The sequence below is a fragment of the Streptomyces sp. NBC_00247 genome (genome assembly GCF_036188265.1).
Lineage (GTDB): Bacteria > Actinomycetota > Actinomycetes > Streptomycetales > Streptomycetaceae > Streptomyces.
Genome location: NZ_CP108093.1, coordinates 6,209,536 through 6,230,529, shown reverse-complemented (window position 1 = coordinate 6,230,529; position 20,994 = coordinate 6,209,536). Strand labels below are relative to the sequence as shown.

Below are 20,994 nucleotides of genomic sequence, written 5' to 3'. Positions count from 1 at the left end.
CCAAGCCGACCGCACACACAACCGTACGAAGGAGTTACCCCGCCATGCCCAACCCCGCCCCGCTCGACGCCGCCCGCTTCATCGACATCCACGTCATCCAGAGCGTCCCGTTCGCCAATCTGAACCGGGACGACACGAACTCCGTCAAGACGGTCCAGTACGGGCACGTGCTGCGCACCCGCGTCAGCAGTCAGTCCTGGAAGCGGGCCGCCCGGGGTGAGTTCGAGGCCCGCCTCGGCCAAGTGGCGCTGCGTACCCGCCGGATCGGCGAGCGCGTCACCCGCCACCTCAGCGAGGTCCGGGGATGGCCGGAGCCGCTCGCGGAGAAGGCAGGGGCGCACGCGGCGGCGGCCAGCAGCATCAAGTTCGAACTCGCCAAGGACCCGAAGGACCTCAAGCAGACCGTTCCGAACAAGGTCCTGACCAACGCGATGGTCTACGTCCCCGAGACCGCGGTGGGCGAACTCGCCGACCTGGCCGAGGAGTACCGCGAGGGACTGGAAGCGGCGAAGGACATCAAGAAGCCCGCCGACAGAAGCGTCCTGCCCGCCGATCGGGTCGAAGCGGTCCTGCGTTCCCGCAACGGGGTCATCAACCTCTTCGGCCGCATGCTCGCCGAGGTCGACAACGCCGGCGTCGACGGCGCCGTCCAGGTCGCGCACGCTCTGACCACGCACGAGACCGACGTCGAACTCGACTACTTCTCCGCCGTCGACGACGTCACCGACACGTGGGGCGACCAGACCGGCAGCGGCCACATGGGCCACACCGAGTTCAGCGCCGGTACCTTCTACCGGTACGCCACCATCGATCTGCGCGACCTCGCCCGCAACATCGGCGGGGACCCCGCCGAACTCCGCGAGCTCACCGCCGCGTTCCTCAGCGCGTTCATCCTCTCCCTGCCGCAGGCGAAGAAGAACTCCACCGCACCCCACACCATCCCCGACCTCGTGCACATCTCCGTACGCACCGACCGGCCGCTGTCCTACGCCGCCGCGTTCGAGAGCCCTGTCGCCGCGGCCGGGCAGGGCGGCTTCTCCGCCCCCTCCCGCGCCACTCTGTCCGACTACGCCGCAGCCGCGAACCGGCTCATCGGCACCAGCGGCATCCTCACCTCCGGCTGGGCCGGCGTCGACGCCAAGGACCTCGACGCACTCGGCACCCACCACACCGGCTTCGACGCCCTCATCGACGCGGCCCTCGACGAGGCCCTGCGCACCGGGGACGAAGCGTGAGTCTGCCGCTCCCCGAACCGGAGCCGGGTCTGCTGCTCCGCCTGACCGGCCCCCTGCAGTCCTGGGGCCTGCACAGCCACTTCAACGAACGCGACACCGCCGCCTTCCCCACCCGCTCCGGCGTCCTCGGCATGCTCGCCTCCGCCCTGGGACGCCACCGCGACCAGCCCATCCACGACCTCACCACGCTGCGGCTCACCGTGCGAACCGACCGGCCCGGGGTCCTGCTGCGCGATCTGCACACCGTCGGCGGCGGCCTGTCCGGGAGAGAGACGGTGACCACCGCCGAGGGCAAGAAGCGCCCCGGCGACACCGGCACGCTCCTCACCCACCGCCACTACCTCGCCGACGCCGCGTTCACCGTCGCCCTCACCACCCCCCAGGCCACCGCCGAGGACCACGGGCTACTCGAACGGTGCGCACAGGCCCTGCACGCCCCGCGGTGGTCCCTGCACCTCGGCCGCCGCTCCTGCCCACCCGAGGGCCCCGTACTGATCGGGCAGAGCGACGACGCCCTGCACCACCTCATCCACCTGCCGCTCGCGGCCCGCCCGGCCCGGAACCGGGACCGGGACCGGGACCGGGACCAAGAACCGGAACAGGAGGGCGTGGCGGTGGAGTTCCTGGCCGACCGCCCGCTGACCCACCTGCCTGCCCCGGCCCACATGGTCAGTACCACCCACGAGGACGGCACCCGCCCCTCCTCGGAGCTCAACGACCAGCCCGTCAGCTACCACCCCAGCCGACGCGGCTACCGCGCCCGGCCCCTCTACCGGCGCACTCTGCTCCTGCCGCACGCCCAGTTCGCCGGACTCGGTGCACGTCAGCTCGACGCCTTGGGGCAGTACTGCGAGACCCTGCTCCACACTTCTGAAGGGAGCCGGCGATGACGCTCTGGCTCACCCGCCTCGTCCCCGACACCCGCTCCCCGGAGGCCCGTCGCGACCTCGGCGACCCCGTCGGCATGCACCGCCGCATCATGAGCCTCTTCCCCTCCGACGCGGGCCCCGACCCCCGTGCCCGGTTCGGCGTCCTCTTCCGTACCGAGGACACCCCCACCGGGCCGCACCTGCTCCTCCAGTCCGCCCACGAACCCGACACCGGCCGGCTCCCCGCCGGATACGGCACCACCCTCACCCGCCCCCTCGACGCGCTGATCGACGCGATCAGGCCCGGGCTCACCGTCCGCTACCGGTGCGCGGCCAGCCCCGTCCGCAAACCCGGGGCCACCACCCGCGCCCTCTACAACCTCCCGCCCGTCGTCCCCCTCACCGGCACGGCAGCCGACGAATGGTGGCTGCGCCAGGCCGACCAGAGCGGCCTCAAACCCCTCACCCACCACGCCCAGCCCCTGGACACCGTCCGAGGCGAACGCCGCCCCGCCGCTGGCACACCCCAGCGCATCCGCCACGCCCGCACCCAGTTCGACGGCACCGCAGCCATCATCGACACCGGCCTGCTCCGTGCCGCGATCCTGGGCGGCATCGGGCGCGGCAAGTCGTACGGCTGCGGGCTCCTCAGCATCGCCCCCGCGAGGCAGCCCCAGTGACCCCACGCCCCGCCCCCAAACCGCTCACCGGGTCCAGCGCCCGGCGCAAACTCGCCGCCCCCACCGTCGCGATGCTCCCCCGGGTCGCCGACTCCCTGTCCTTCCTCTACCTCGACATCGTCCGCATCCACCAGGACGACACCGGAGTCTGCGCCGAAGTCACCAGCGAGCAGCACGGCACCGACACCGTCTACCTCCCCACCGCCGCGCTCTCCTGCGTCCTGCTCGGCCCCGGCACCTCCATCACCTCCCGTGCGCTGGCGACCTTCGCCCGCAACGGCACCACCGTCGTCACCACCGGGTCAGGAGGGGTGCGCTGCTACTCCGCGGCCGTCCCCGAATCCCTCACCACCCTCTGGCTCGAACGCCAGACCCGCGCCTGGACCGACGACACCCGCCGCCTCGCCATCGCCCAGGCCATGTACGAGCTCCGCTTCGGCGACGGCACCGCGACCGAGGGCACCAACCTCGACAAACTCCGCGGCATGGAAGGCCAACGCGTCAAAACCCTCTACCAACTCCTCGCCCGCCAGTACAAGATCGGCCGCTTCCGCCGCTCCTACGACCCCGACTCCTGGGACAGCCAGGACCCCGTCAACCTCGCCCTGTCCTCCGCCAACACCTGCCTCTACGGCATCGTCCACGCCGCCATCACCGCCCTCGGCTGCTCCCCCGCCCTCGGCTTCGTCCACAACGGCAACCAACAGGCGTTCGTCTACGACATCGCCGACCTCTACAAAGCCGAACTCACCATCCCCCTCGCCTTCTCCCTCCACGCCTCCACCAACCCCGAAGCCGAGGCCCGCCGCTCCTTCCGCCACGAGCTGCGCCTCTTCCAGCTCCTCCCCCGCATCGTCACCGACATCCAGCAACTCCTCGACCCCGACCACACCTACGAATGCCCCGACCCCGAGGAGCAGCTCGTCGACCTGTGGGACCCCGTGGTCGGCTCCGTACCCGCCGGCATCAACCACGGCAAAAACCTGTGACCCGCACACCCGAAGGGCACAGCCACCCATGTCCTCGATGATCGTCATCTCGGCCACCGCCGTCCCCGACCACCTACGCGGCGCCCTCACCCGCTGGCTCCTCGAAGTCACCCCCGAGCTCTACGTCGGCACCGTCTCCGCCAAAGTCCGCGACGAACTCTGGGCCGCCGTCGCCGCCAGCACCGACGACGGCATCGCCGTCCTCGCCCACCCCGCCGACAACGAACAAGGCTTCCAACTCAGGACCGCAGGCACCCGCCGCCGCGAACCCGTCGACTTCGACGGGCTCACCCTCATCGCCTGCTGCAGAGAGAGTCAAGAAATGGCAAACCCCCTCTAACGTCGCAGGTCAAAAAGGTCCTCTCCGCGCGAGCGGAGGTGAGCCGCCGGGGGGCTTTCTGCGCAAGCCACTCCGGGTGTCCTCTCCGCGCGAGCGGAGGTGAGCCGTAGAGGCGTCGGTCGTGCGGCCGGATCTCCCCGTCCTCTCCGCGCGAGCGGAGGTGAGCCGTAGAGGCGTCGGTCGTGCGGCCGGATCTCCCCGTCCTCTCCGCGCGAGCGGAGGTGAGCCGGTCTTTGCCTTCCACCGCTTCGACCACGGTCAGTCCTCTCCGCGCGAGCGGAGGTGAGCCGGCGTTCAAGGGCTGTGGCTTCCGGCTGACCGCGTCCTCTCCGCGCGAGCGGAGGTGAGCCGTTCGGCGTGACGCAGGAGAAGGCGTACATGACGTCCTCTCCGCGCGAGCGGAGGTGAGCCGACCAAGTAGCGGCCCCCGTACGGCGGGCCTGAGTCCTCTCCGCGCGAGCGGAGGTGAGCCGTACGTCCTACCGAGCGTCGAGCGGCTCATCGAGTCCTCTCCGCGCGAGCGGAGGTGAGCCGGCGCGCGCGGCGGCGGCGGAGCCCGACTACCGGTCCTCTCCGCGCGAGCGGAGGTGAGCCGGCGCGCGCGGCGGCGGCGGAGCCCGACTACCGGTCCTCTCCGCGCGAGCGGAGGTGAGCCGTCTCGGCCCGTCACGGCGTCAGCAATTCGGGAGTCCTCTCCGCGCGAGCGGAGGTGAGCCGTGGCGCTGTTCCACCAACACGCGGATTTCGTCGTCCTCTCCGCGCGAGCGGAGGTGAGCCGGGCTACCCGCTCGGCGTGTGGGCGCACACTCTGTCCTCTCCGCGCGAGCGGAGGTGAGCCGATGCTTACCTCCGGGCCCGCGGCCGAGGACGTGTCCTCTCCGCGCGAGCGGAGGTGAGCCGTACGAGCTGCAACCCGAGTCGGACCAGCAACCGTCCTCTCCGCGCGAGCGGAGGTGAGCCGCAGTTCGAGCGAGGCACGCTGTTCGATCTGCGGTCCTCTCCGCGCGAGCGGAGGTGAGCCGTTCCGCGACGCGCACCGCGCCGCCAACGCGGAGTCCTCTCCGCGCGAGCGGAGGTGAGCCGGTAAATCGCCACGTGGCCCGCCCGCTGTCCCGGTCCTCTCCGCGCGAGCGGAGGGGAGCCGACCTACGCGACCCTCGCGGACACCCCCTGCAAGTCCTCTCCGCGCGAGCGGAGGTGAGCCGGGCTGACCATGACCGAGACCCGTTTCCCGTTGGTCCTCTCCGCGCGAGCGGAGGTGAGCCGCAGCAGTTGGGGCGTTCGTTGCCCCCGGTCCGGTCCTCTCCGCGCGAGCGGAGGTGAGCCGTCACCCTGCTGGCTCGCGTCGACCGAGGCGGCGTCCTCTCCGCGCGAGCGGAGGTGAGCCGCCCCGCCCGGCACTTGGCCGAACAGGGCGATTGTCCTCTCCGCGCGAGCGGAGGTGAACCGGGCGGTCTCGGGAAGGGTCATATCGAGTCTCCGTCCTCTCCGCGCGATCAACCGACGTGGACTCCCGACTGCAATCCACGCGGCCTCCGGCACACATGGTCCGCCGTCACCTTGACGAGCGGTGTCCCCCTTCACGAGGTGTCCCGATGGCTCGGGCACCGCTCGGCCAAGGTGACGGCGGATCAGTGAGGCCACCTCACGCGGGACGGATGCGAACGCTGCCGTCACGCCCTCACGCCGTCACGCCGTCACGCCGTCACGCCGTCGAAGCATCCGTGCGACCTCCCACACTCACACCAGTCCGAGCGACCTCAGCACTCCGTGCTGCGCCGCGGTCGGTGTGGTCGGCCAGTAGAGGTAGCAGACCCCGCCCGTACCGCCGCGCACGTTGCCGCTCGCGTCGTACCGCTTGGTCCGCAGCCAGATCTGCTCCCACTCCGCGCGCGCGTAGACGCGGCGCACCGCGTCGTCGTCCTTCGAGGCGGGGTCGTTGGCGATGACGTCGCCGCCCTCGGTGAAGCCGATCACCGTCATCAGGTGGCCCGAGGTGCCGTACCCGGCTCCCGTCAGCTCCTCCTTGAGGAAGGACTGCGAGGTGATGACCGGGATACCGGCCCGGACGAGGGTCTCCACGTCGGTGAGGGAGCCGAGCCGGGTCACGGTGGAGGACATGTCCCGGTAGGTGGCGGCGTAGGCGGCGTTGAAGGGCCAGTTGCCGCAGCCTTCGTACTGGTAGTCGAAGGTGTAACGCGCCGCGTGGCAGACCTGGGGGTCGGGGAGGCCGGGCTTGACCCAGGCGAGCTGCTCGGCCGTGGGCTTGCGGCCCCAGTACTCGATGATCATCTGCGAGGAGGTGGGGCTGCACCACGCCTCGCCGCCGTTGTCGTACTCGGGGTACTGCCCCGCGTGGAGGTTCTGCGAGTAGCGCGGCACCGCGAGTTCGTGGCCCCGGCCCTCGCCGGGGGTGCTCGCGGGGACGGTGAAGCGGTCCGGGATGTCGGAGGCCATCGCGCCGACGCGCCACACCGTCGGGGTGAGGCGGGTACCGGGCTTGCGGTGGAGGGTGAGGCGGAGCCGGTAGTGCGTCAGGCGCAGGCCGCTCGCCGCGTCGTCGACGGAGAAGGTGTCGGTCCAGATGGAGCTCTTCCCGTCGCTCTGGTCGTCCACCGAGGTGCGGCGGATGTCCTGGTCGCCCGCGGCCCAGCGGCCCATCACGTACCAGGGGGTGTCGGTGCCGTCCGAGTAGCGGCCCAGCAGTTCGATCTGGATCCAGGTGCCGGCCGGGGTGTCGGCGTTCCAGGAGGCGATGACCTCGGTGGCCGGTACGGCACTGCGGTGGACCGGGGAGGTCCAGGTGGCGTACTCCCACGCGGCGCTCGTTCCGGTGTGCGGGTCGGTGTAATCGGCAGTTCCGGCGGGGACGGCGATGACCAGGCCGGGCCTGCGGCCGGCGACCGCCCGCGTTCCGGTGGCGGAGCCGGAGCGCCAGTCCGTGTACGTCGTCCAGAAGTGGTTGTCCACAGCGGTGTCCGGGGCCTTGAAGGGGACCGCTGGGCGGCGCGACGGGGTGGGGGTGGCGGAGGCGGGTCCGGTGGAGGCCACCGCGGAGGCGGCGGCGACGGCCGCGAGGGCGGCGAGAACGGCCCTGCGGTTGTGCGGTCCGGTCGTGGAGGTGGGCGGTCCGGTCACGGGGTCGTGCGGTCCGGTCAGGGGGTTGTGCGGTCCGGCGGTCATGGGGGCTCCCGAGTCGTTGGCGGACGAGGGTGTACAGCGGGTGCGGAGCGCGTGTACGGCGTGCGTGTTCGACGTCGATCAGTGGCCAACTATCGCGGTTCCCGACCTCCCCGGGCCAGTGCTTCACCCCGCGCGGACGGAGCAACATTGGACTGGTCCGCCGGCACACCCCAGGACCGCTACCGCCCCGCCCGAGCCGCCGGTACACGCGTGACCCGCGGCGCACCGGCAGGGCCCGGTACGCGCGTGACCTGCGGCGGACCGGGAGGGCCCGGTACGCGGGCCGTACCCTGGAGCCATGAACGACCTGGCCGGACGTGCCCGTGGCCTCCTCTCCCTCTCCCCCTCCCTCGGCCCGGTGCGTCTCGTGGCGATCGACGGGCACGCGGGCTCGGGGAAGAGCACTCTGGCGACCCGGCTCGCCGCCGCCCTGGGCGGCGCCCCGCTGCTCCGGCTGGACGATCTGGCCACCCACGAGGAACTGTTCGCCTGGACGGGCCGGCTCCACGAGCAGGTACTGCTGCCGCTGTCGCGCGGGCAGCGGGCGCGCTACACCCCGTACGACTGGACCGCGCGGTCTTTCGGGCCGGAGCGGACTCTGGACCCCGCACCGGTGGTGCTGGTCGAGGGGGTGGGGGCCGGACGCCGGTTCCTGCGGCCCCGATTGGCGGCGCTGTGGTGGATGGAGCTGGACCGCGAGCTCTCCTGGGAGCGGGGCCGGCGACGGGACGGGCCGGCGCTCTCGGGGTTCTGGGACGGCTGGACGTCCGCGGAGGACGAACATTTCGCCGAGGACCCCTCCCGGCCGTACGCGGATGCGCTGGTACGCCAGTTGTCCGATGGTTACGAGTGGCTGAGGGGCCCTCACGGGACCTCGGCATGGGGGTGCGGCATTACGGAGGGTGAAGGCGCCAGGTCATCCGGTTGAGCCGCCGGAAATCGCCAGGCGCATGTTCCAACTCGGCTTGACCGGCGGGGCTTACAGGTCTTACGTTCTCAATGTGCGGCTTTTCGGAGCCCATCCAGGACGCGAGGCCCCCGGTTGTTCCCCCGTGATCGGGGGCTTCGTTCTGCCCTTAGCGTCTCTCCGCGCACACCACACGACCCCTCCCCTTCACCGTCCGTCACGAGTGACACCGTTCCGGTGGTTTTCCGGCATGGGTACGATGCCTGAGGGCTCGGTCAATTCCCGCCCGCGAAACGGTGATTCGGAACGCATCCGTGGGCATGCTGTGCGGGCGGGACATCCTGGGGCACAGTCGTGTGGGGGACCTGATGGACATCGGCACGCAGGGCGCGCACGCCCCTGCCGAACTGGCCTGGCTGCGGGGCGTGGACGCCTACACCATGGGCGCGTACCCGCACGCCGAGGAGGAATTCCGGACCGCGGTGCGGCTGGATCCCGGCATGGCGGACGCCTGGCTGGGCCTCCACGCGCTGCGGATCGACACCACCACCGCCCTGCTGAGCATGTACCGGCACCGCGACCGCTTCGGCGAGCAGCGTACCCGGCACAAACGCACACTCAACTCCTGGTACTGGCTCGGCTGGTGGGTGCAGCCGGTGCTGGAGTCGCCGCGCGATCTGCTGCTGGCGCACGCCTCGCACTGGCTGGACGGCCGCCATGTGCCGGAGCTGGACCGCGCGTTGGCGGGTCTCCCCCCGGTGGACACCGACGCGCAGGTGCGATTCCTGCACGCGTGCCGGGCCTATCTCGCCAAGGACTGGGAGCAGCTGGTCCGTTACACCGAGCGGCTCGTCGACGACCCGCTGCTCGGGATCGAGGCGCGGCTCTTCGGCGGGATGGCCCGGGTCCGGCTGGAGATGTACGGGCAGGCCGAACCCCTGCTCTCCGCGGCGCTGATGCGCTGTCGCAGCGAGCAGCCGCAGCGCAAGGAGCTGCGGTACTGGCTGGCGCGGGCGCACGAGGGGACGGGGCGCAGCGCCGCGGCGCTGCCTCTCTACCGTGCGGTGCACCGGGTGGACCCCTCGTTCATGGACACCTCGGCCAGGCTCGCGGCCATCACCGATCACGACGGGTTCGACGATCCCGGCGGGCTCGCCACGGCCGCCCTGAGCGGCTACGGCGCGGACGAGGCGGGCGCCGGGTCCCAGCCGGACGGTGACGCGCTGCTCGGCACGGATCTGGTGGACGGCCGCGACCCGTGGCTGGGCGGCGATCCGCTCGGCCCGGCCGCCCCCGTGGTCACGACCGCCCCGGAGGGCGCGCGCGTCAAGCGGGCCGGGTCCGGACGTGCGGGGCGTCCGGTGCTGCCCGCCGGTCCGAGCGATCCCGCGCTGTTGGCCGAGGCGCTCGCCGAGCTGGAGCGGATGGTCGGGCTCGATCCGGTCAAGCGGCAGGTCAAAGCGCTCTCCGCGCAGCTGAACATGGCGCGGCTCCGGGCCGAGCAGGGGCTTCCCGTCCAGCCGCCCAAGCGGCACTTCGTGTTCTCCGGCCCCTCGGGCACCGGGAAGACGACGGTCGCCCGCATCCTGGGCCGGGTCTTCTACGCCCTGGGCCTCCTCGGCGGCGATCACCTGGTGGAGGCCCAACGCTCTGATCTGGTGGGCGAGTTCCTCGGCCAGACCGCCGTCAAGGCGAATGAGCTGATCGACTCGGCGCTGGGCGGTGTGCTCTTCGTCGACGAGGCGTACAGCCTCGCCAACTCCGGTTACAGCAAGGGCGACGCGTACGGTGACGAGGCGCTCCAGGTCCTGCTGAAGCGGGCGGAGGACAACCGGGACCATCTGGTGGTCATCCTCGCCGGCTATCCGGAGGGCATGGACCGGCTGCTGGCCACCAACCCGGGCCTCTCCTCGCGTTTCACCAGCCGGGTCGACTTCCCGAGCTACCGTCCGCTCGAACTCACCGCGATCGGCGGGGTGCTGGCCGCCGCCAACGGTGACCTCTGGGACGAGGAGGCCCTGGACGAACTCCGCAGCATCAGCGGTCATGTGGTCGACCAGGGGTGGATCGACGAGCTGGGCAACGGCCGCTTCCTGCGCACGCTGTACGAGAAGAGCTGCGCCTACCGGGACCTGCGGCTCTCCGGATACGCGACGCCGCCGGGGCGTGCCGACCTGGCGACGCTGCGGCTGGCGGACCTGATGCAGGCGTACGGCGAGGTGCTCTCCGGCCGGGGGCCGGTGGGTCGCGGCCAGACGGAGGCACCCGGCGCCTGAAGGCCGCCCGGTACGCACGCGCGGGCCCGCCCGGCAGTCGCCGGACGGGCCCGTGCGTGGCGGAAGGGCCGTCCTCAGCCGATGTCGGCCATGGCCTTCGGCTCGTGCGGGTGGTGCTCCGGGGGGACGTCGACCGTCCGGCGCGGCACCGAGACGCGGTGGGCGGGGTCGCGGACCTCGCCGACCAGCGTTTCCAGCACGTCCTCCAGGGCGACGAGTCCGAGGACCTTGCCCTGGGCGTCGGCGACCTGCGCCAGGTGGGTCGCGGCCCGGCGCATCACGGTGAGGGCGTCGTCCAGCGGGAGTTCGGCCCGTACGGTCGCCATCGGGCGCCAGACGTGCTGGGGGACGGCACGCTCGCCGTCCTCCAGGTCGAGGACGTCCTTGACGTGCAGGTAGCCCATGAACGGGCCACCGCGCTCGGCACGGACCGGGAAACGTGAGAATCCGGTCCGTACGGTGAGTTCCTCGACCCGGCGCGGGGTGACGGACGGGTCGACCGTCACCAGCGAACCGTTCTCCAGGAGCACGTCGGTGACGGGCCTGCTGCCGAGTTCGAGTGCGTCCTCCAGGCGTTCCTGTGCCTCGGGCTCCAGGAGCCCGGCCTGGCCGGAGTCCTCCACGAGCCGGTTCAGCTGCTCGCTGGTGAAGACGGCTTCGACCTCGTCCTTGGGCTCGACCCGGAAGAGCTTCAGCACCAGCTTGGCGCAGGCGCCGAGCGCGGCGGTGACCGGGCGGAAGAGCCGGGCGAAGCCCACCAGGGCGGGGCTGAGCCAGAGGGCCGTCTTCTCCGGGGCGGCCATCGCCAGGTTCTTCGGGACCATCTCACCGATGACGAGGTGGAGGACGACCACGGAGACGAGGGCGAGGGCGTAGCCGAGCGGGTGGACGAACCCTTCGGGCACGTGGGCCGCGTGGAAGACGGGTTCCAGGAGGTGGGCGACGGTCGGTTCGGCGACGGCGCCCAGGGTGAGCGAGCAGACGGTGATGCCGAACTGTGCGGCGGCCATCATCTGCGGGAGGTTCTCCAGGCCGTACAGCACCTGACGGGCGCGGGCCGATCCGCTCGCGGCGAGCGGTTCGACCTGGCTGCGGCGGACCGAGACGAGTGCGAACTCGGCGCCGACGAAGAAGCCGTTCGCGAGGACGAGGAGTCCGGCGAAGAACAGCTGGACCAGGCTCATCGGGAGGCCTCCTGCAAGGTGCGGCCCGGGGCCGTGGGGCGGGCGCCGTCCAGGGCGTCATCCGGACGGTCCGTGCCGCCCGGCTGTCCGGACACGTCCGAGGTGCGGACGAAGCGGACCTGCTCGGCCCGGTAGTGGCCGACCTGGCGGACGGAGATCCGCCAGCCGGGCAGTTGGGTGCGGTCACCGGGGGCGGGGATGCGCCCGAGGAGGTCGGCGACGAGTCCGGCGACGGTCTCGTACGGGCCGTCGGGTACGTCGAGGCCTATCCGGCGGAGGCTGAGGACTCGGCAGCTGCCGTCCGCGTCCCAGGCGGGACGGCCGTCCTCGCCGGTGACGGGGACCAGCTCGGGCCGGTCGGCGCCTTCGGCGTCGTGCTCGTCGCGGACCTCGCCGACGAGTTCCTCGATGATGTCCTCCAGCGTGACGACACCGGCGGTACCGCCGTACTCGTCGACGACGACGGCTATCGGCTGCTCGTTGCGGAGCCGCTGGAGCAGTTGTTCGACGGGCAGGGACTCGGGGACCAGCAGCGGCGGGACGGCGATCCGGCCGGCCGGGGTGCGCAGCCGGTCGGCGGCCGGGACCGCGAGGGCGTCCTTGAGGTGGACCATGCCGACGACCTCGTCGATGCGTTCCCGGTAGACCGGGAAGCGGGAGAGGCCGGTGGCGCGGGTCAGGTTGAGGACGTCGGCCGCGGTGGCGGTGGACTGGAGGGCGCTGACCCGGACCCGGGGGGTCATGACGTGCTGGGCGGTGAGACCGCCGAGCGACAGGGTCCGTACGAAGAGGTCGGCGGTGTCCTGTTCCAGGGTGCCGGCCTCCGCGGAGTGCCGGGCCAGCGAGACCAGCTCGCCCGGGGTGCGGGCGGAGGCGAGTTCGTCGGTGGGCTCGACGCCCAGCAGCCGGACCAGCCGGTTGGCGAGCGTGTTCAGCGCCGTGATCACCGGGCGGAACGCCATGGTGAAGCGGTGCTGGGGTCCGGCGACGAACCGGGCCACCTGGAGGGGCTTGGAGACGGCCCAGTTCTTGGGCACCAGCTCGCCGATGACCATCTGCACGGCGGAGGCGAGCAGCATGCCGATCACCACGCTGATGGTGGGTACGGCCCCGGAGGGCAGGCCGGTGGCGGTGAGCGGTCCGGTGAAGAGCTGGGCGAGCGCGGGTTCGGCGAGCATGCCGACGACCAGCGAGGTGATGGTGATGCCCAGCTGGGTGCCGGACAGCTGGAAGGAGAGTTCGCGCAGCGCGTCGACGACCGTGCGCGCGCGCCGGTCACCTTCCTCGGCGGCGCGTTCGGCCTCGGGCCTCTCGACGGTGACGAGGCCGAATTCGGCCGCCACGAAGAAGCCGTTGGCCAGGATGAGAAGGAATGCCGCGATGAGCAGCAGCAGGGGGGTGGTCATGCCGCCGCCTCCGGGGAAGGGGCGGCGCAGGTACTACCGGACGATCCGTCCATTGCTGGAAGGAGTCACTCCTCGGGTCGCAGGAAAAGCCCCGCCGGTCTGCGGACCGTCTGGGCGGGGCGGGGCGCCACTCGGCGCCGCCGAACCCCAGAGTAGTCAAGAATCGGTGTGTCCGGGCAGGGGCTCACGGCCATCGGCCGGGCGCCCCCGCGCCGGCCCGTGCGCGCGGGCCTGGATTCCCGCCGGGCCACGGGCCGTCAGTCGGCTTCGACGCCGCTGGAGCGTGCCGCGACGAGCCGGCGCAGTTCTCCGGCGTCCCGTACGGCCCTCTGCTTGGAGAGACCGGGCTGGATACCGAGAGCGGGCAGGCTGGTGCCGTCGCTGAGGCCGAGGAAGAGCCAGGGATCGCCGACCCTCAGGTTGACCTGGAGGACCTGCTCCCAGGCGAGCCGCCGGGTCCGGGTGACATTGACGACAGTCAGCCCGTCCTCGTCGGCGACGATCTTCGGCCGGGCGAGCAGGACCAGCACCCCGGCGAAGAGCGCCGCGCAGAGGATGAAGGTGACCCGGTCCCCCGGACCGAGGCTCTCCAGCATCAGCGCCACGGCGGTGATGACGGCGAAGAGCGCCAGGGCGATGGTGAGCAGGACCAGCCGGGTGAGTCCCGGCCGGAACGTGACCGGGAGAACGGGGGCTTCGGTCCGGGGAGCTGGGGCGGACATCAGGTGCTTCGGTCCTCTACTGGGGGGTGCGGTCCCGTCAGAGCCGGCAGGCGTGGATCGCCGTGGTCAGGATGGCGCGGGCGCCGAGCTCGTACAGGTCGTCCATGATCCGCTGCGCCTCGCGGGAGGCGACCATCGAGCGGACGGCGACCCAGCCCTCGTGGTGCAGCGGGGAGACGGTCGGAGATTCCAGGCCCGGGGTGAGGGCGACCGCGCGCTCCAGGTGCTCGACGCGGCAGTCGTAGTCCATCATCACGTACGTCCGGGCGACCAGGACGCCCTGGAGACGGCGGAGGAACTGCTGGACCTTGGGCTCCTCGGCGTCGGCTCCGGTGCGGCGGATGACGACGGCCTCGGACTTCATGATCGGCTCGCCGATCACCTCCAGCCCGGCGTTGCGCAGGCTGGTGCCGGTCTCCACGACGTCGGCGATGATCTGGGCGACCCCGAGTTCGATGGCGGTCTCGACCGCCCCGTCGAGGTGGACGACGGAGGCGCTGACGCCGTTGTCGGCGAGGTGCTTGGCGACGATGCCCTCGTAGGAGGTGGCGATCGTCATGCCGTCGAAGTCCTTCGGGCCCTCGGCGGTACCGGGCCTGGTGGCGTACCGGAAGGTCGAGCGGGCGAAGCCGAGCTGGAGGATCTCCTCGGCGTCGGCCCCGGAGTCGAGCAGCAGGTCGCGGCCGGTGATGCCGATGTCGAGACGGCCGGAGCTCACGTAGATCGCGATGTCCCGGGGACGCAGGTAGAAGAACTCGACCTCGTTGACGGGGTCGACGAGAACGAGTTCCTTCGACTCCTTGCGCTGCTGGTATCCGGCCTCATGGAGCATCGCCATCGCAGGCCCGGAGAGTGAACCCTTGTTGGGGATGGCGATGCGCAGCATGAGCTCGGGTTTCCTTTGTGCGGAGGAGCGTGCGGACGTGCGGGGCTTCAGCGGGGGCGCGGAGGGGCTGCTCAGAGGTGGGAGTAGACGTCGTCGAGGGAGATCCCGCGAGCGACCATCATCACCTGGACGTGGTAGAGCAGCTGCGAGATCTCCTCGGCCGCTGCTTCCTTGCCCTCGTACTCGGCGGCCATCCAGACCTCGGCGGCCTCCTCGACGACCTTCTTGCCGATGGCATGGACCCCCTTGCCCACCAGTTCGGCGGTGCGCGAGGTGGAGGGGTCGCCGTCCGCGGCCTTGAGCGTCAGCTCGGCGAAGAGTTCTTCGAAGGTTTTGTTGGCCATGATGGTCCTTAGAATACGGGGTCGCCGCCCGCCCTCAGCGCCAGGGTTCGCTGACGGTTCGCAGCGTGGTGGCGGTGGCGACGGCGGCGGTGACCGCTTCGTGGCCCTTGTCCTCGGAAGATCCTTCCAGGCCGGCCCGGTCCAGCGCCTGCTCCTCGGTGTCGCAGGTGAGGACGCCGAATCCGACGGGGACGCCGGTGTCGACGGTGACCTGGGTGAGTCCGGCGGTGACCCCCTGGGAGACGTACTCGAAGTGCGGGGTGCCGCCGCGGATGATCACGCCGAGGGCGACGACCGCGTCGTAGCCGCGTCCGGCGAGGACCTTCGCGACGACCGGCAGTTCGAAGCTGCCCGGGACGCGGAGCAGGGTGGGTTCCTGGATGCCGAGTTCGCCGAGCGCGCGCAGGGCGCCGTCGACGAGTCCGTCCATGACCTTCTCGTGCCACTGTGCGGCGACGACCGCCACACGGAGGTCCTCGCAGTTGCTCACGGACAGTTCGGGTGCGCCCTTGCCGCTCATGTTCTCTCCTACCGTTCTTGTCGCTGTGTCGGTCTGTCGGGGGTCTGACGGGTCACTGGTTGCCGCAGGTCGAGGCGGGTACGCCGTCGAGCCACGGCAGGTCGTGCCCCATCCGGTCGCGCTTGGTGCGCAGGTAGCGCAGGTTGTGCTCGCCGGCCTGGACGGGCATCGGCTCGCGGCCGTTGACGACGAGGCCGTGCCGGACGACGGCGGCGGTCTTGTCGGGGTTGTTGGTCATCAGCCGGAGGCTGTGCACCCCGAGGTCCCGCAGTATCCGGGCGCCGGCGGCGTAGTCGCGGGCGTCGGCGGGCAGGCCGAGCTCCAGGTTGGCGTCGAGGGTGTCGGAGCCGCGCTCCTGGAGTTCGTACGCGCGCAGCTTCTGGAGCAGGCCGATGCCCCGGCCCTCGTGGCCGCGGAGGTAGACGACGACGCCCCGGCCCTCGCCGGTCACCCGCTCCATGGATGCCTGGAGCTGGGGGCCGCAGTCGCAGCGCTGGGACTGGAAGATGTCGCCGGTCAGGCACTCGGAGTGGATGCGGACGAGGACGTCCTCGCCGTCGCCGATGTCCCCGTGCACCAGGGCGACGTGTTCGACGCCGTCGGTCACGGAGCGGTAGCCGTACGCGGTGAAGTCGCCGAAGGCGGTCGGCAGCCGTACCTCGGCCTCGCGCCGGACGGTCGGTTCCGCGCTGCGGCGGTAGGCGATCAGGTCCTCGATGGAGATGATCGTGAGGCCGTGCTTGCGGGCGAACGGGACGAGTTCGGGCAGTCGCAGCATGACACCGTCCTCGCCCGCGATCTCGACGATCGCGCCGGCCGGGCGCAGCCCGGCGAGCCGGGCGAGGTCGACGGCGGCCTCGGTGTGGCCGTTGCGGACGAGTACGCCGCCGGCGCGGGCGCGCAGCGGGAAGACGTGGCCGGGCCGGACGAAGTCGCCGGGGCCGGCCGTGCCGCCCGCGAGCATCCGCAGGGTGGTGGCCCGGTCGGCGGCGGAGATGCCGGTGGTGACGCCGTACGCGGCGGAGGCGTCCACCGAGACCGTGAAGGCGGTCCTCATCGACTCGGTGTTGTGCTGGACCATCTGCGGGAGTTCGAGCCGGTCGAGCTCGTCGGCCTCCATGGGAGCGCAGATCAGGCCGCGGCACTCGCTCATCATGAACGCGATGACTTCGGGCGTGGCCTTCTCGGCGGCGATGACGAGGTCGCCCTCGTTCTCGCGGTCCTCGTCGTCGACGACCACAACGGGGCGGCCGGCGGCGATGTCACGGATCGCCTGCTCGACGGGGTCGAGCGCGAGTTCACGGTCGTGGGGCGTCGGGGTGGGGGGCTGGGCTGTCATGCCGTGGCTCCTTCCAGACCGGGGGTGCGGGTACGCAGCCACCAGTCGCGCATGCCCCACAGGACCAGGGCGCCGTAGATGACGTAGACGAAGCCGGAGAAGGCGAAGCCGTTGGCGAAGTTCAGCGGGACGCCGACCAGGTCGACCAGCAGCCAGGCGAACCAGAACTCGACCATGCCGCGCGCCTGGGCGTACATCGCGACGACGGTGCCGACGAAGACGTACGCGTCCGGCCACGGGTCCCAGGAGAGTTCGGGGAAGGCGGTGAACAGGCCGCCGACGGCGAGGGTACCGACGACCGCGCCCGCGAGCAGTACGCCGCGTTCGCGCCAGGTGGCGAACCGTACGGCTATGGAGCCGTCCTGCGCCTGCTGCCTGCCGCGGGTCCAGGAGTACCAGCCGAGCAGGGAGACGACGATGACCACGACCTGCTTGCCCGCGCTGCCCGACAGGTGGGCGGAGGCGAAGGCGAAGAGCAGGATGGCGCCGGACAGGAGCTGCGCGGGCCAGGTCAGCACGGACCGCTTCCAGCCGAGGGCCAGGGCTATCAGACCGATCGTGTTGCCGATCATGTCCGACCACTTGATGTGCTGGTCGAGGACGGTGAACGCCTCGGAGTTGAGCCAGTCGGCCACGTTCACTTCGCGCTCTCCTCGTCGGTGTCGCTCTGGTTGCGGAGGTAGGTGTCGCCCGGGTTGGCGGTGCGGTCGCCGAGCAGCCGCTCGACGTACTTGGCGATGACGTCCACCTCCAGGTTGACCGGGTCGCCGGGCTGCTTGAGGCCGAGCGTGGTCAGCGCGAGGGTGGTGGGGATGAGGCTGATGGTGAAGTGGTCCCTGCCCGCGTCGACGACGGTGAGGCTCACTCCGTCGACGGTGATCGAGCCCTTCTCCACCACGTACCGGGTCAGTTCGGCGGGCAGCGAGACCTTGACGATCTCCCAGTTCTCCGAGGGGGTGCGGGAGACGATGTGTCCGGTGCCGTCCACGTGCCCCTGCACGATGTGGCCGCCGAGCCGGCCGCCGAGCGCCATCGGCCGCTCCAGGTTGACCCGGGAGCCGGCGGTGAGGGCTCCGAGGCTGGAGCGCTTCAGCGTCTCGGCCATGACGTCGGCGGTGAACTCGTTCTCACCGGTCTCCACGACCGTCAGGCACACGCCGTTGACGGCGATCGAATCGCCGTGCTTGGCGCCCTCGGTGACGACGGGGCCGCGCAGCCGGAAGCGGGAGGCGTCGTCGAGTACCTCGACGGCGGTGACCTCACCCAGTTCTTCGACAATTCCGGTGAACACTAGTTTCCCTTCCGAGCGGTGGAGTTGGCGGCGGCGGTGGGTACGGCGGTGATGCGGAAATCGGGGCCGATGTGCGCGGTCTCGGTCACATCGAGCCGCAACGCCCGCGCGATCGTGGAGATTCCGGCGTCGCCGAGCGCGGCGGGGCCGGCGCCGAGAAGGACCGGAGCGAGGTAGCCGACGACCCGGTCGACGGCCCCGGCGGCGACGAAGGCACCCGCCAGGGTGGGGCCGCCTTCGAGGAGTACGGAGCGCACGGACCGCTCGTGGAGGGCCGCGAGGAGGGCGGTGACGTCCAGGCCGGTGCCGGTGGTGGAGCGGGGCAGCCGGAGCACCTTCTCCTCGGGCAAATGGTGGGCGTCTGCGTCCTCGGCGACCGCGACCAGGGTCGGCGCGGTGGCGTCGAGGACCCGGGCGCCGGGGCGTACGGCGGTGGCCGTGGTGTCCACGACGACGCGGAGCGGCTGAGTGGCCCCCTCGACGCCCCGGGCGCCGAGCTGCGGGTCGTCGGTGCGGGCGGTGCCGGAGCCGACGATCACGGCGTCGGCCTCGGCGCGCAGCCGGTGCACGTCGGCGCGGGACTCGGGCGAGGTGATCCAGCGGCTGGTGCCGTCGGCGGCGGCGATCCGGCCGTCGAGGGTGGCGGCGTACTTCCAGAGGACGTACGGGCGTCCGCGGCGCACCGAGGTGAGCCAGGCGGTGTTGCCGGCCTCGGCCTCGGCGGCGAGGAGCCCGCTCCCGACCTGGACCCCGGCGGCGCGCAGGGTCTCGGCACCTCCGGTGGCCTGGGGGTTCGGGTCGCCGACGGCGTGGACGACGCGGGCGACGCCCGCGTCGATCAGCGCCTGTGCGCAGGGACCGGTGCGTCCCGTGTGGTTGCAGGGTTCGAGGGTGACGTAGGCGGTGCCGCCACGAGCCCGTTCCCCGGCCTCGCGCAGGGCGTGGATCTCGGCGTGCGGGCCGCCTGCCCGCTGGTGGAAGCCTTCACCGGCCGGGGCTCCGGCGGCGTCGGTGATCACGCATCCGACGACCGGGTTGGGGCTGGTGGAGCCGAGTCCGCGTGCGGCGAGTGCGATCGCTCGGCGCATGGCGGTGATGTCGGCTGCGGTTGCCACCGGGTCCTCCTGCCTCTTCGGGCACGGACTCCGGGGCCTGTCGATGACGACAGAGGAAGCGGAACGCACAGGGGTCGGCGCCGGGACCGCGGGAAAACCGGACGCGCTGCCCGGAACTCTCCGGAACACGCGTCCGCCCACGGCGGCGTACCCATGACGGCCCGCCGCGCACTGCCTCCCATCCGGACTTTCACCGTCGGTCCAGGAATCTCACCTGGTCAACCGGCCGCTGGATGCGGACGGGTCGCGGACTATAACCGCCGGTTCGGAATTACACCGACCCCGGAGTGCGCTGCTGCTGGTACCCCAACAGTCTGCCACGAGTTGCTTCCGGCCAGCAGGGGGGTAGCTGTGCGCTGGCTCACAGCGCACGTTCCGTGACGAGGCGCGATGCACCGCACGAGGCCCGTCCGGCGCCGCCTCGCGTCAGGGGGCAGCCGGGGCGAAGAGCGCGTCCTGGGCCGCTTCCCGGGCGGTGAAGAGCGCGCCGCGCAGGATCGCGGTGCCGCCCAGTTCGCCCGCCCGGACCTCGGTGCGCAGCGGCGACATCAGGGCGAGCCGCTCCTCGACCAGGGCCGCGAGTCCGGTCCCCCCGGCGTGGCCCACTTCGCCGGCGAGCACCAGGCAGCCGGGGTCCAGGACCGAGACGACGGAGGCGGCACCGAGGGCGACGCGGTGGGCGAGGGCACCGAGGAACGCCTCGCCGCCCGCCGCTCCGGCGAGGGCCTCGCGGACGTACTCGGCGGCGGCGTACCCCTGCTCGGCGCCGGAGACCGCGCACGGGGGTTCCCCGCCGTCAGCGTCGGGGCGGGTCCGCGGGGGCTCCATGCCGTGGGAGGCGGCGAGCGCGCAGATGGCCTCGGAGCCGACGAGCGAGTGGAAGCCGCCTTCGCAGGTGTCGGCCGAGAGGGCGCCGACCGCGCCGGGTACGGGCATGAAGCCGATCTCCCCCGCGCCGCCGGAGGCGCCCCGGCGCAGGGTCCCGTCGAGCATGAGGGCGGCGCCGATGGCGTGGCCGAGCCAGAAGAGGGCGAAGGTCGGCCGGTCGCGGGCGGCTCCGACGCGGTGTTCGGCGACGGCGGCGAGGTTGGTCTCGTTCTCCACGAGGACCCTGGCGGGCAGCCGTCGCTGGAGGGAGGTCACCAACTCCCGGTGCCAGGCGGGCAGTCCGATGGTGACGCGGAGTTCGCCGGTGGCGGGGTCGATCAGCCCGGGGGCTCCGATGCCGACGCTGTGCAGCGGGGCGTCGCCCGCCTCACGGGCGGTGCGTTCCAGCAGGGCGACCGCCCGCTCGACGGCGGGCGCGGTGCCGGTGTCGCTGCCGATCGGCACGCTGGCCTCGGCGAGCGTCCGGCCGAGGAGGTCGGCGACGATCACGGAGACGCTGCCGGTACGGACGTCGAGCGCCGCGAGGTGGGCGCGGTCCGCGACGATTCCGTACAACCGGGCGTTCGGGCCCCGGCGTTCGGCGCCGGCTTCGCCGACGACCTCGATGAGACCGGCTTCCTGCAGCCGTTCGACCAGGTCGGCGACGGTCGGGCGGGAGAGCCCGGTCGACGTTTTGAGCTGGGTGGCCGTCAAGGGGCCGTCCTGCTGGAGGAGACGCAGGGCGAGCCGGTCGTTGATGGCCCGGGCGGTGCTCGGTGAGGCGGGCATGCCGGAATCCTTCCAGATCACCGCCGCGCATTCCGACGCGGGCTTTTTATCA

General features: G+C 71.8%; 19 protein-coding genes, 1 CRISPR repeat array and 1 riboswitch. Of the genes, 7 read left to right on the top strand and 12 right to left on the bottom strand.

Annotated elements, in window-relative coordinates:
- Window positions 1-44: 44 nt before the first annotated feature.
- The 5 genes from cas7e to cas2e are packed head-to-tail and all read left to right on the top strand — an operon-like array spanning window position 45 to window position 4,113.
- Window positions 45-1,235, top strand: a complete 1,191-nt coding sequence (cas7e, locus tag OHT52_RS27185) for a type I-E CRISPR-associated protein Cas7/Cse4/CasC (RefSeq protein ID WP_328722809.1) — start codon at window positions 45-47, stop codon at window positions 1,233-1,235.
- Window positions 1,232-2,125 (top strand): type I-E CRISPR-associated protein Cas5/CasD, encoded by an 894-nt coding sequence (gene cas5e / locus OHT52_RS27180; RefSeq protein ID WP_328722808.1) that lies wholly within the window; start codon window positions 1,232-1,234, stop codon window positions 2,123-2,125. Before cas7e ends, cas5e begins: the two co-directional genes overlap by 4 nt.
- A complete protein-coding gene (gene cas6e, locus OHT52_RS27175; protein WP_328722807.1) occupies window positions 2,122-2,784 on the top strand; it encodes a type I-E CRISPR-associated protein Cas6/Cse3/CasE in 663 nt (220 codons plus the stop codon). The genes cas5e and cas6e overlap by 4 nt, the downstream gene beginning before the upstream one ends.
- Complete coding sequence (cas1e, locus tag OHT52_RS27170; RefSeq protein WP_443046673.1) at window positions 2,781-3,773, top strand: type I-E CRISPR-associated endonuclease Cas1e; 993 nt, start codon at window positions 2,781-2,783, stop codon at window positions 3,771-3,773. Before cas6e ends, cas1e begins: the two co-directional genes overlap by 4 nt.
- Before the next feature lie 28 nt (window positions 3,774-3,801).
- Window positions 3,802-4,113: a type I-E CRISPR-associated endoribonuclease Cas2e gene (gene cas2e, locus OHT52_RS27165; RefSeq protein WP_328722806.1), complete on the top strand. Its 312-nt coding sequence runs from the start codon at window positions 3,802-3,804 to the stop codon at window positions 4,111-4,113.
- 17 nt (window positions 4,114-4,130) lie between these two features.
- Window positions 4,131-5,562: direct repeats of the CRISPR family, unit length 29 nt; unit sequence GTCCTCTCCGCGCGAGCGGAGGTGAGCCG.
- 291 nt (window positions 5,563-5,853) lie between these two features.
- Here cas2e and OHT52_RS27160 read toward each other — a convergent pair.
- Window positions 5,854-7,296 carry a peptidase C39 family protein gene (locus OHT52_RS27160; RefSeq protein ID WP_328722805.1) on the bottom strand — a complete coding sequence of 481 codons (1,443 nt, stop codon included), beginning with the start codon at window positions 7,294-7,296 and terminating at the stop codon, window positions 5,854-5,856.
- A 298-nt stretch (window positions 7,297-7,594) separates the two neighbouring features.
- Here OHT52_RS27160 and OHT52_RS27155 point away from each other — a divergent pair, with 298 nt between their 5' ends.
- Together OHT52_RS27155 and OHT52_RS27150 are read left to right on the top strand one after the other, a co-directional pair.
- Window positions 7,595-8,224 carry a uridine kinase family protein gene (locus OHT52_RS27155; RefSeq protein WP_328722804.1) on the top strand — a complete coding sequence of 210 codons (630 nt, stop codon included), beginning with the start codon at window positions 7,595-7,597 and terminating at the stop codon, window positions 8,222-8,224.
- Between the two features lie 347 nt (window positions 8,225-8,571).
- The gene (locus tag OHT52_RS27150; RefSeq protein WP_328722803.1) at window positions 8,572-10,479 is read left to right on the top strand and encodes an AAA family ATPase; all 1,908 of its coding nucleotides are present in this window, start codon (window positions 8,572-8,574) and stop codon (window positions 10,477-10,479) included.
- A gap of 74 nt (window positions 10,480-10,553) precedes the next feature.
- Here the strand turns inward: OHT52_RS27150 and OHT52_RS27145 are convergent, their stop codons facing one another.
- From OHT52_RS27145 to OHT52_RS27095, 11 genes are all read right to left on the bottom strand, one after another.
- Window positions 10,554-11,663, bottom strand: a complete 1,110-nt coding sequence (locus OHT52_RS27145) for a hemolysin family protein (RefSeq protein ID WP_328722802.1) — start codon at window positions 11,661-11,663, stop codon at window positions 10,554-10,556.
- Window positions 11,660-13,069: a hemolysin family protein gene (locus OHT52_RS27140; RefSeq protein WP_328722801.1), complete on the bottom strand. Its 1,410-nt coding sequence runs from the start codon at window positions 13,067-13,069 to the stop codon at window positions 11,660-11,662. The genes OHT52_RS27145 and OHT52_RS27140 overlap by 4 nt, the downstream gene beginning before the upstream one ends.
- 257 nt (window positions 13,070-13,326) lie before the next feature.
- Window positions 13,327-13,791 carry a PH domain-containing protein gene (locus OHT52_RS27135; protein ID WP_328722800.1) on the bottom strand — a complete coding sequence of 155 codons (465 nt, stop codon included), beginning with the start codon at window positions 13,789-13,791 and terminating at the stop codon, window positions 13,327-13,329.
- Between the two features lie 37 nt (window positions 13,792-13,828).
- Window positions 13,829-14,677 (bottom strand): ATP phosphoribosyltransferase, encoded by an 849-nt coding sequence (gene hisG / locus OHT52_RS27130; RefSeq protein ID WP_328722799.1) that lies wholly within the window; start codon window positions 14,675-14,677, stop codon window positions 13,829-13,831.
- A 71-nt stretch (window positions 14,678-14,748) separates the two neighbouring features.
- Window positions 14,749-15,021: a phosphoribosyl-ATP diphosphatase gene (locus OHT52_RS27125; RefSeq protein ID WP_328722798.1), complete on the bottom strand. Its 273-nt coding sequence runs from the start codon at window positions 15,019-15,021 to the stop codon at window positions 14,749-14,751.
- 34 nt (window positions 15,022-15,055) lie between these two features.
- On the bottom strand, window positions 15,056-15,541 hold the full coding sequence (gene ribH / locus OHT52_RS27120; protein WP_328722797.1) for a 6,7-dimethyl-8-ribityllumazine synthase: 486 nt from the start codon (window positions 15,539-15,541) through the stop codon (window positions 15,056-15,058).
- A gap of 52 nt (window positions 15,542-15,593) precedes the next feature.
- A complete protein-coding gene (locus OHT52_RS27115; RefSeq protein WP_328722796.1) occupies window positions 15,594-16,880 on the bottom strand; it encodes a bifunctional 3,4-dihydroxy-2-butanone-4-phosphate synthase/GTP cyclohydrolase II in 1,287 nt (428 codons plus the stop codon).
- Window positions 16,877-17,521: a nicotinamide riboside transporter PnuC gene (gene pnuC / locus OHT52_RS27110; RefSeq protein ID WP_328722795.1), complete on the bottom strand. Its 645-nt coding sequence runs from the start codon at window positions 17,519-17,521 to the stop codon at window positions 16,877-16,879. The genes OHT52_RS27115 and pnuC overlap by 4 nt, the downstream gene beginning before the upstream one ends.
- Window positions 17,518-18,171 (bottom strand): riboflavin synthase, encoded by a 654-nt coding sequence (locus OHT52_RS27105; protein WP_328722794.1) that lies wholly within the window; start codon window positions 18,169-18,171, stop codon window positions 17,518-17,520. The genes pnuC and OHT52_RS27105 overlap by 4 nt, the downstream gene beginning before the upstream one ends.
- A complete protein-coding gene (gene ribD / locus OHT52_RS27100; RefSeq protein WP_328722793.1) occupies window positions 18,171-19,286 on the bottom strand; it encodes a bifunctional diaminohydroxyphosphoribosylaminopyrimidine deaminase/5-amino-6-(5-phosphoribosylamino)uracil reductase RibD in 1,116 nt (371 codons plus the stop codon). Before ribD ends, OHT52_RS27105 begins: the two co-directional genes overlap by 1 nt.
- A gap of 164 nt (window positions 19,287-19,450) precedes the next feature.
- Window positions 19,451-19,581: riboswitch (FMN riboswitch) on the bottom strand.
- A 131-nt stretch (window positions 19,582-19,712) separates the two neighbouring features.
- Window positions 19,713-20,942, bottom strand: a complete 1,230-nt coding sequence (locus OHT52_RS27095; protein WP_328722792.1) for an ROK family transcriptional regulator — start codon at window positions 20,940-20,942, stop codon at window positions 19,713-19,715.
- Window positions 20,943-20,994 lie beyond the last annotated feature (52 nt).

Excerpts from the sequence above, each read along its gene's own strand:
- cas7e (WP_328722809.1), top strand. The coding sequence starts at position 45 with ATGCCCAACCCCGCCCCGCTCGACGCCGCCCGCTTCATCGACATCCAC.
- cas6e (WP_328722807.1), top strand. The coding sequence starts at position 2,122 with ATGACGCTCTGGCTCACCCGCCTCGTCCCCGACACCCGCTCCCCGGAG.
- cas2e (WP_328722806.1), top strand. The coding sequence starts at position 3,802 with ATGTCCTCGATGATCGTCATCTCGGCCACCGCCGTCCCCGACCACCTA.
- OHT52_RS27160 (WP_328722805.1), bottom strand. The coding sequence starts at position 7,296 with ATGACCGCCGGACCGCACAACCCCCTGACCGGACCGCACGACCCCGTG.
- OHT52_RS27155 (WP_328722804.1), top strand. The coding sequence starts at position 7,595 with ATGAACGACCTGGCCGGACGTGCCCGTGGCCTCCTCTCCCTCTCCCCC.
- OHT52_RS27150 (WP_328722803.1), top strand. The coding sequence starts at position 8,572 with ATGGACATCGGCACGCAGGGCGCGCACGCCCCTGCCGAACTGGCCTGG.
- OHT52_RS27145 (WP_328722802.1), bottom strand. The coding sequence starts at position 11,663 with ATGAGCCTGGTCCAGCTGTTCTTCGCCGGACTCCTCGTCCTCGCGAAC.
- OHT52_RS27140 (WP_328722801.1), bottom strand. The coding sequence starts at position 13,069 with ATGACCACCCCCCTGCTGCTGCTCATCGCGGCATTCCTTCTCATCCTG.
- OHT52_RS27135 (WP_328722800.1), bottom strand. The coding sequence starts at position 13,791 with ATGTCCGCCCCAGCTCCCCGGACCGAAGCCCCCGTTCTCCCGGTCACG.
- hisG (WP_328722799.1), bottom strand. The coding sequence starts at position 14,677 with ATGCTGCGCATCGCCATCCCCAACAAGGGTTCACTCTCCGGGCCTGCG.
- OHT52_RS27125 (WP_328722798.1), bottom strand. The coding sequence starts at position 15,021 with ATGGCCAACAAAACCTTCGAAGAACTCTTCGCCGAGCTGACGCTCAAG.
- ribH (WP_328722797.1), bottom strand. The coding sequence starts at position 15,541 with ATGAGCGGCAAGGGCGCACCCGAACTGTCCGTGAGCAACTGCGAGGAC.
- OHT52_RS27115 (WP_328722796.1), bottom strand. The coding sequence starts at position 16,880 with ATGACAGCCCAGCCCCCCACCCCGACGCCCCACGACCGTGAACTCGCG.
- OHT52_RS27095 (WP_328722792.1), bottom strand. The coding sequence starts at position 20,942 with ATGCCCGCCTCACCGAGCACCGCCCGGGCCATCAACGACCGGCTCGCC.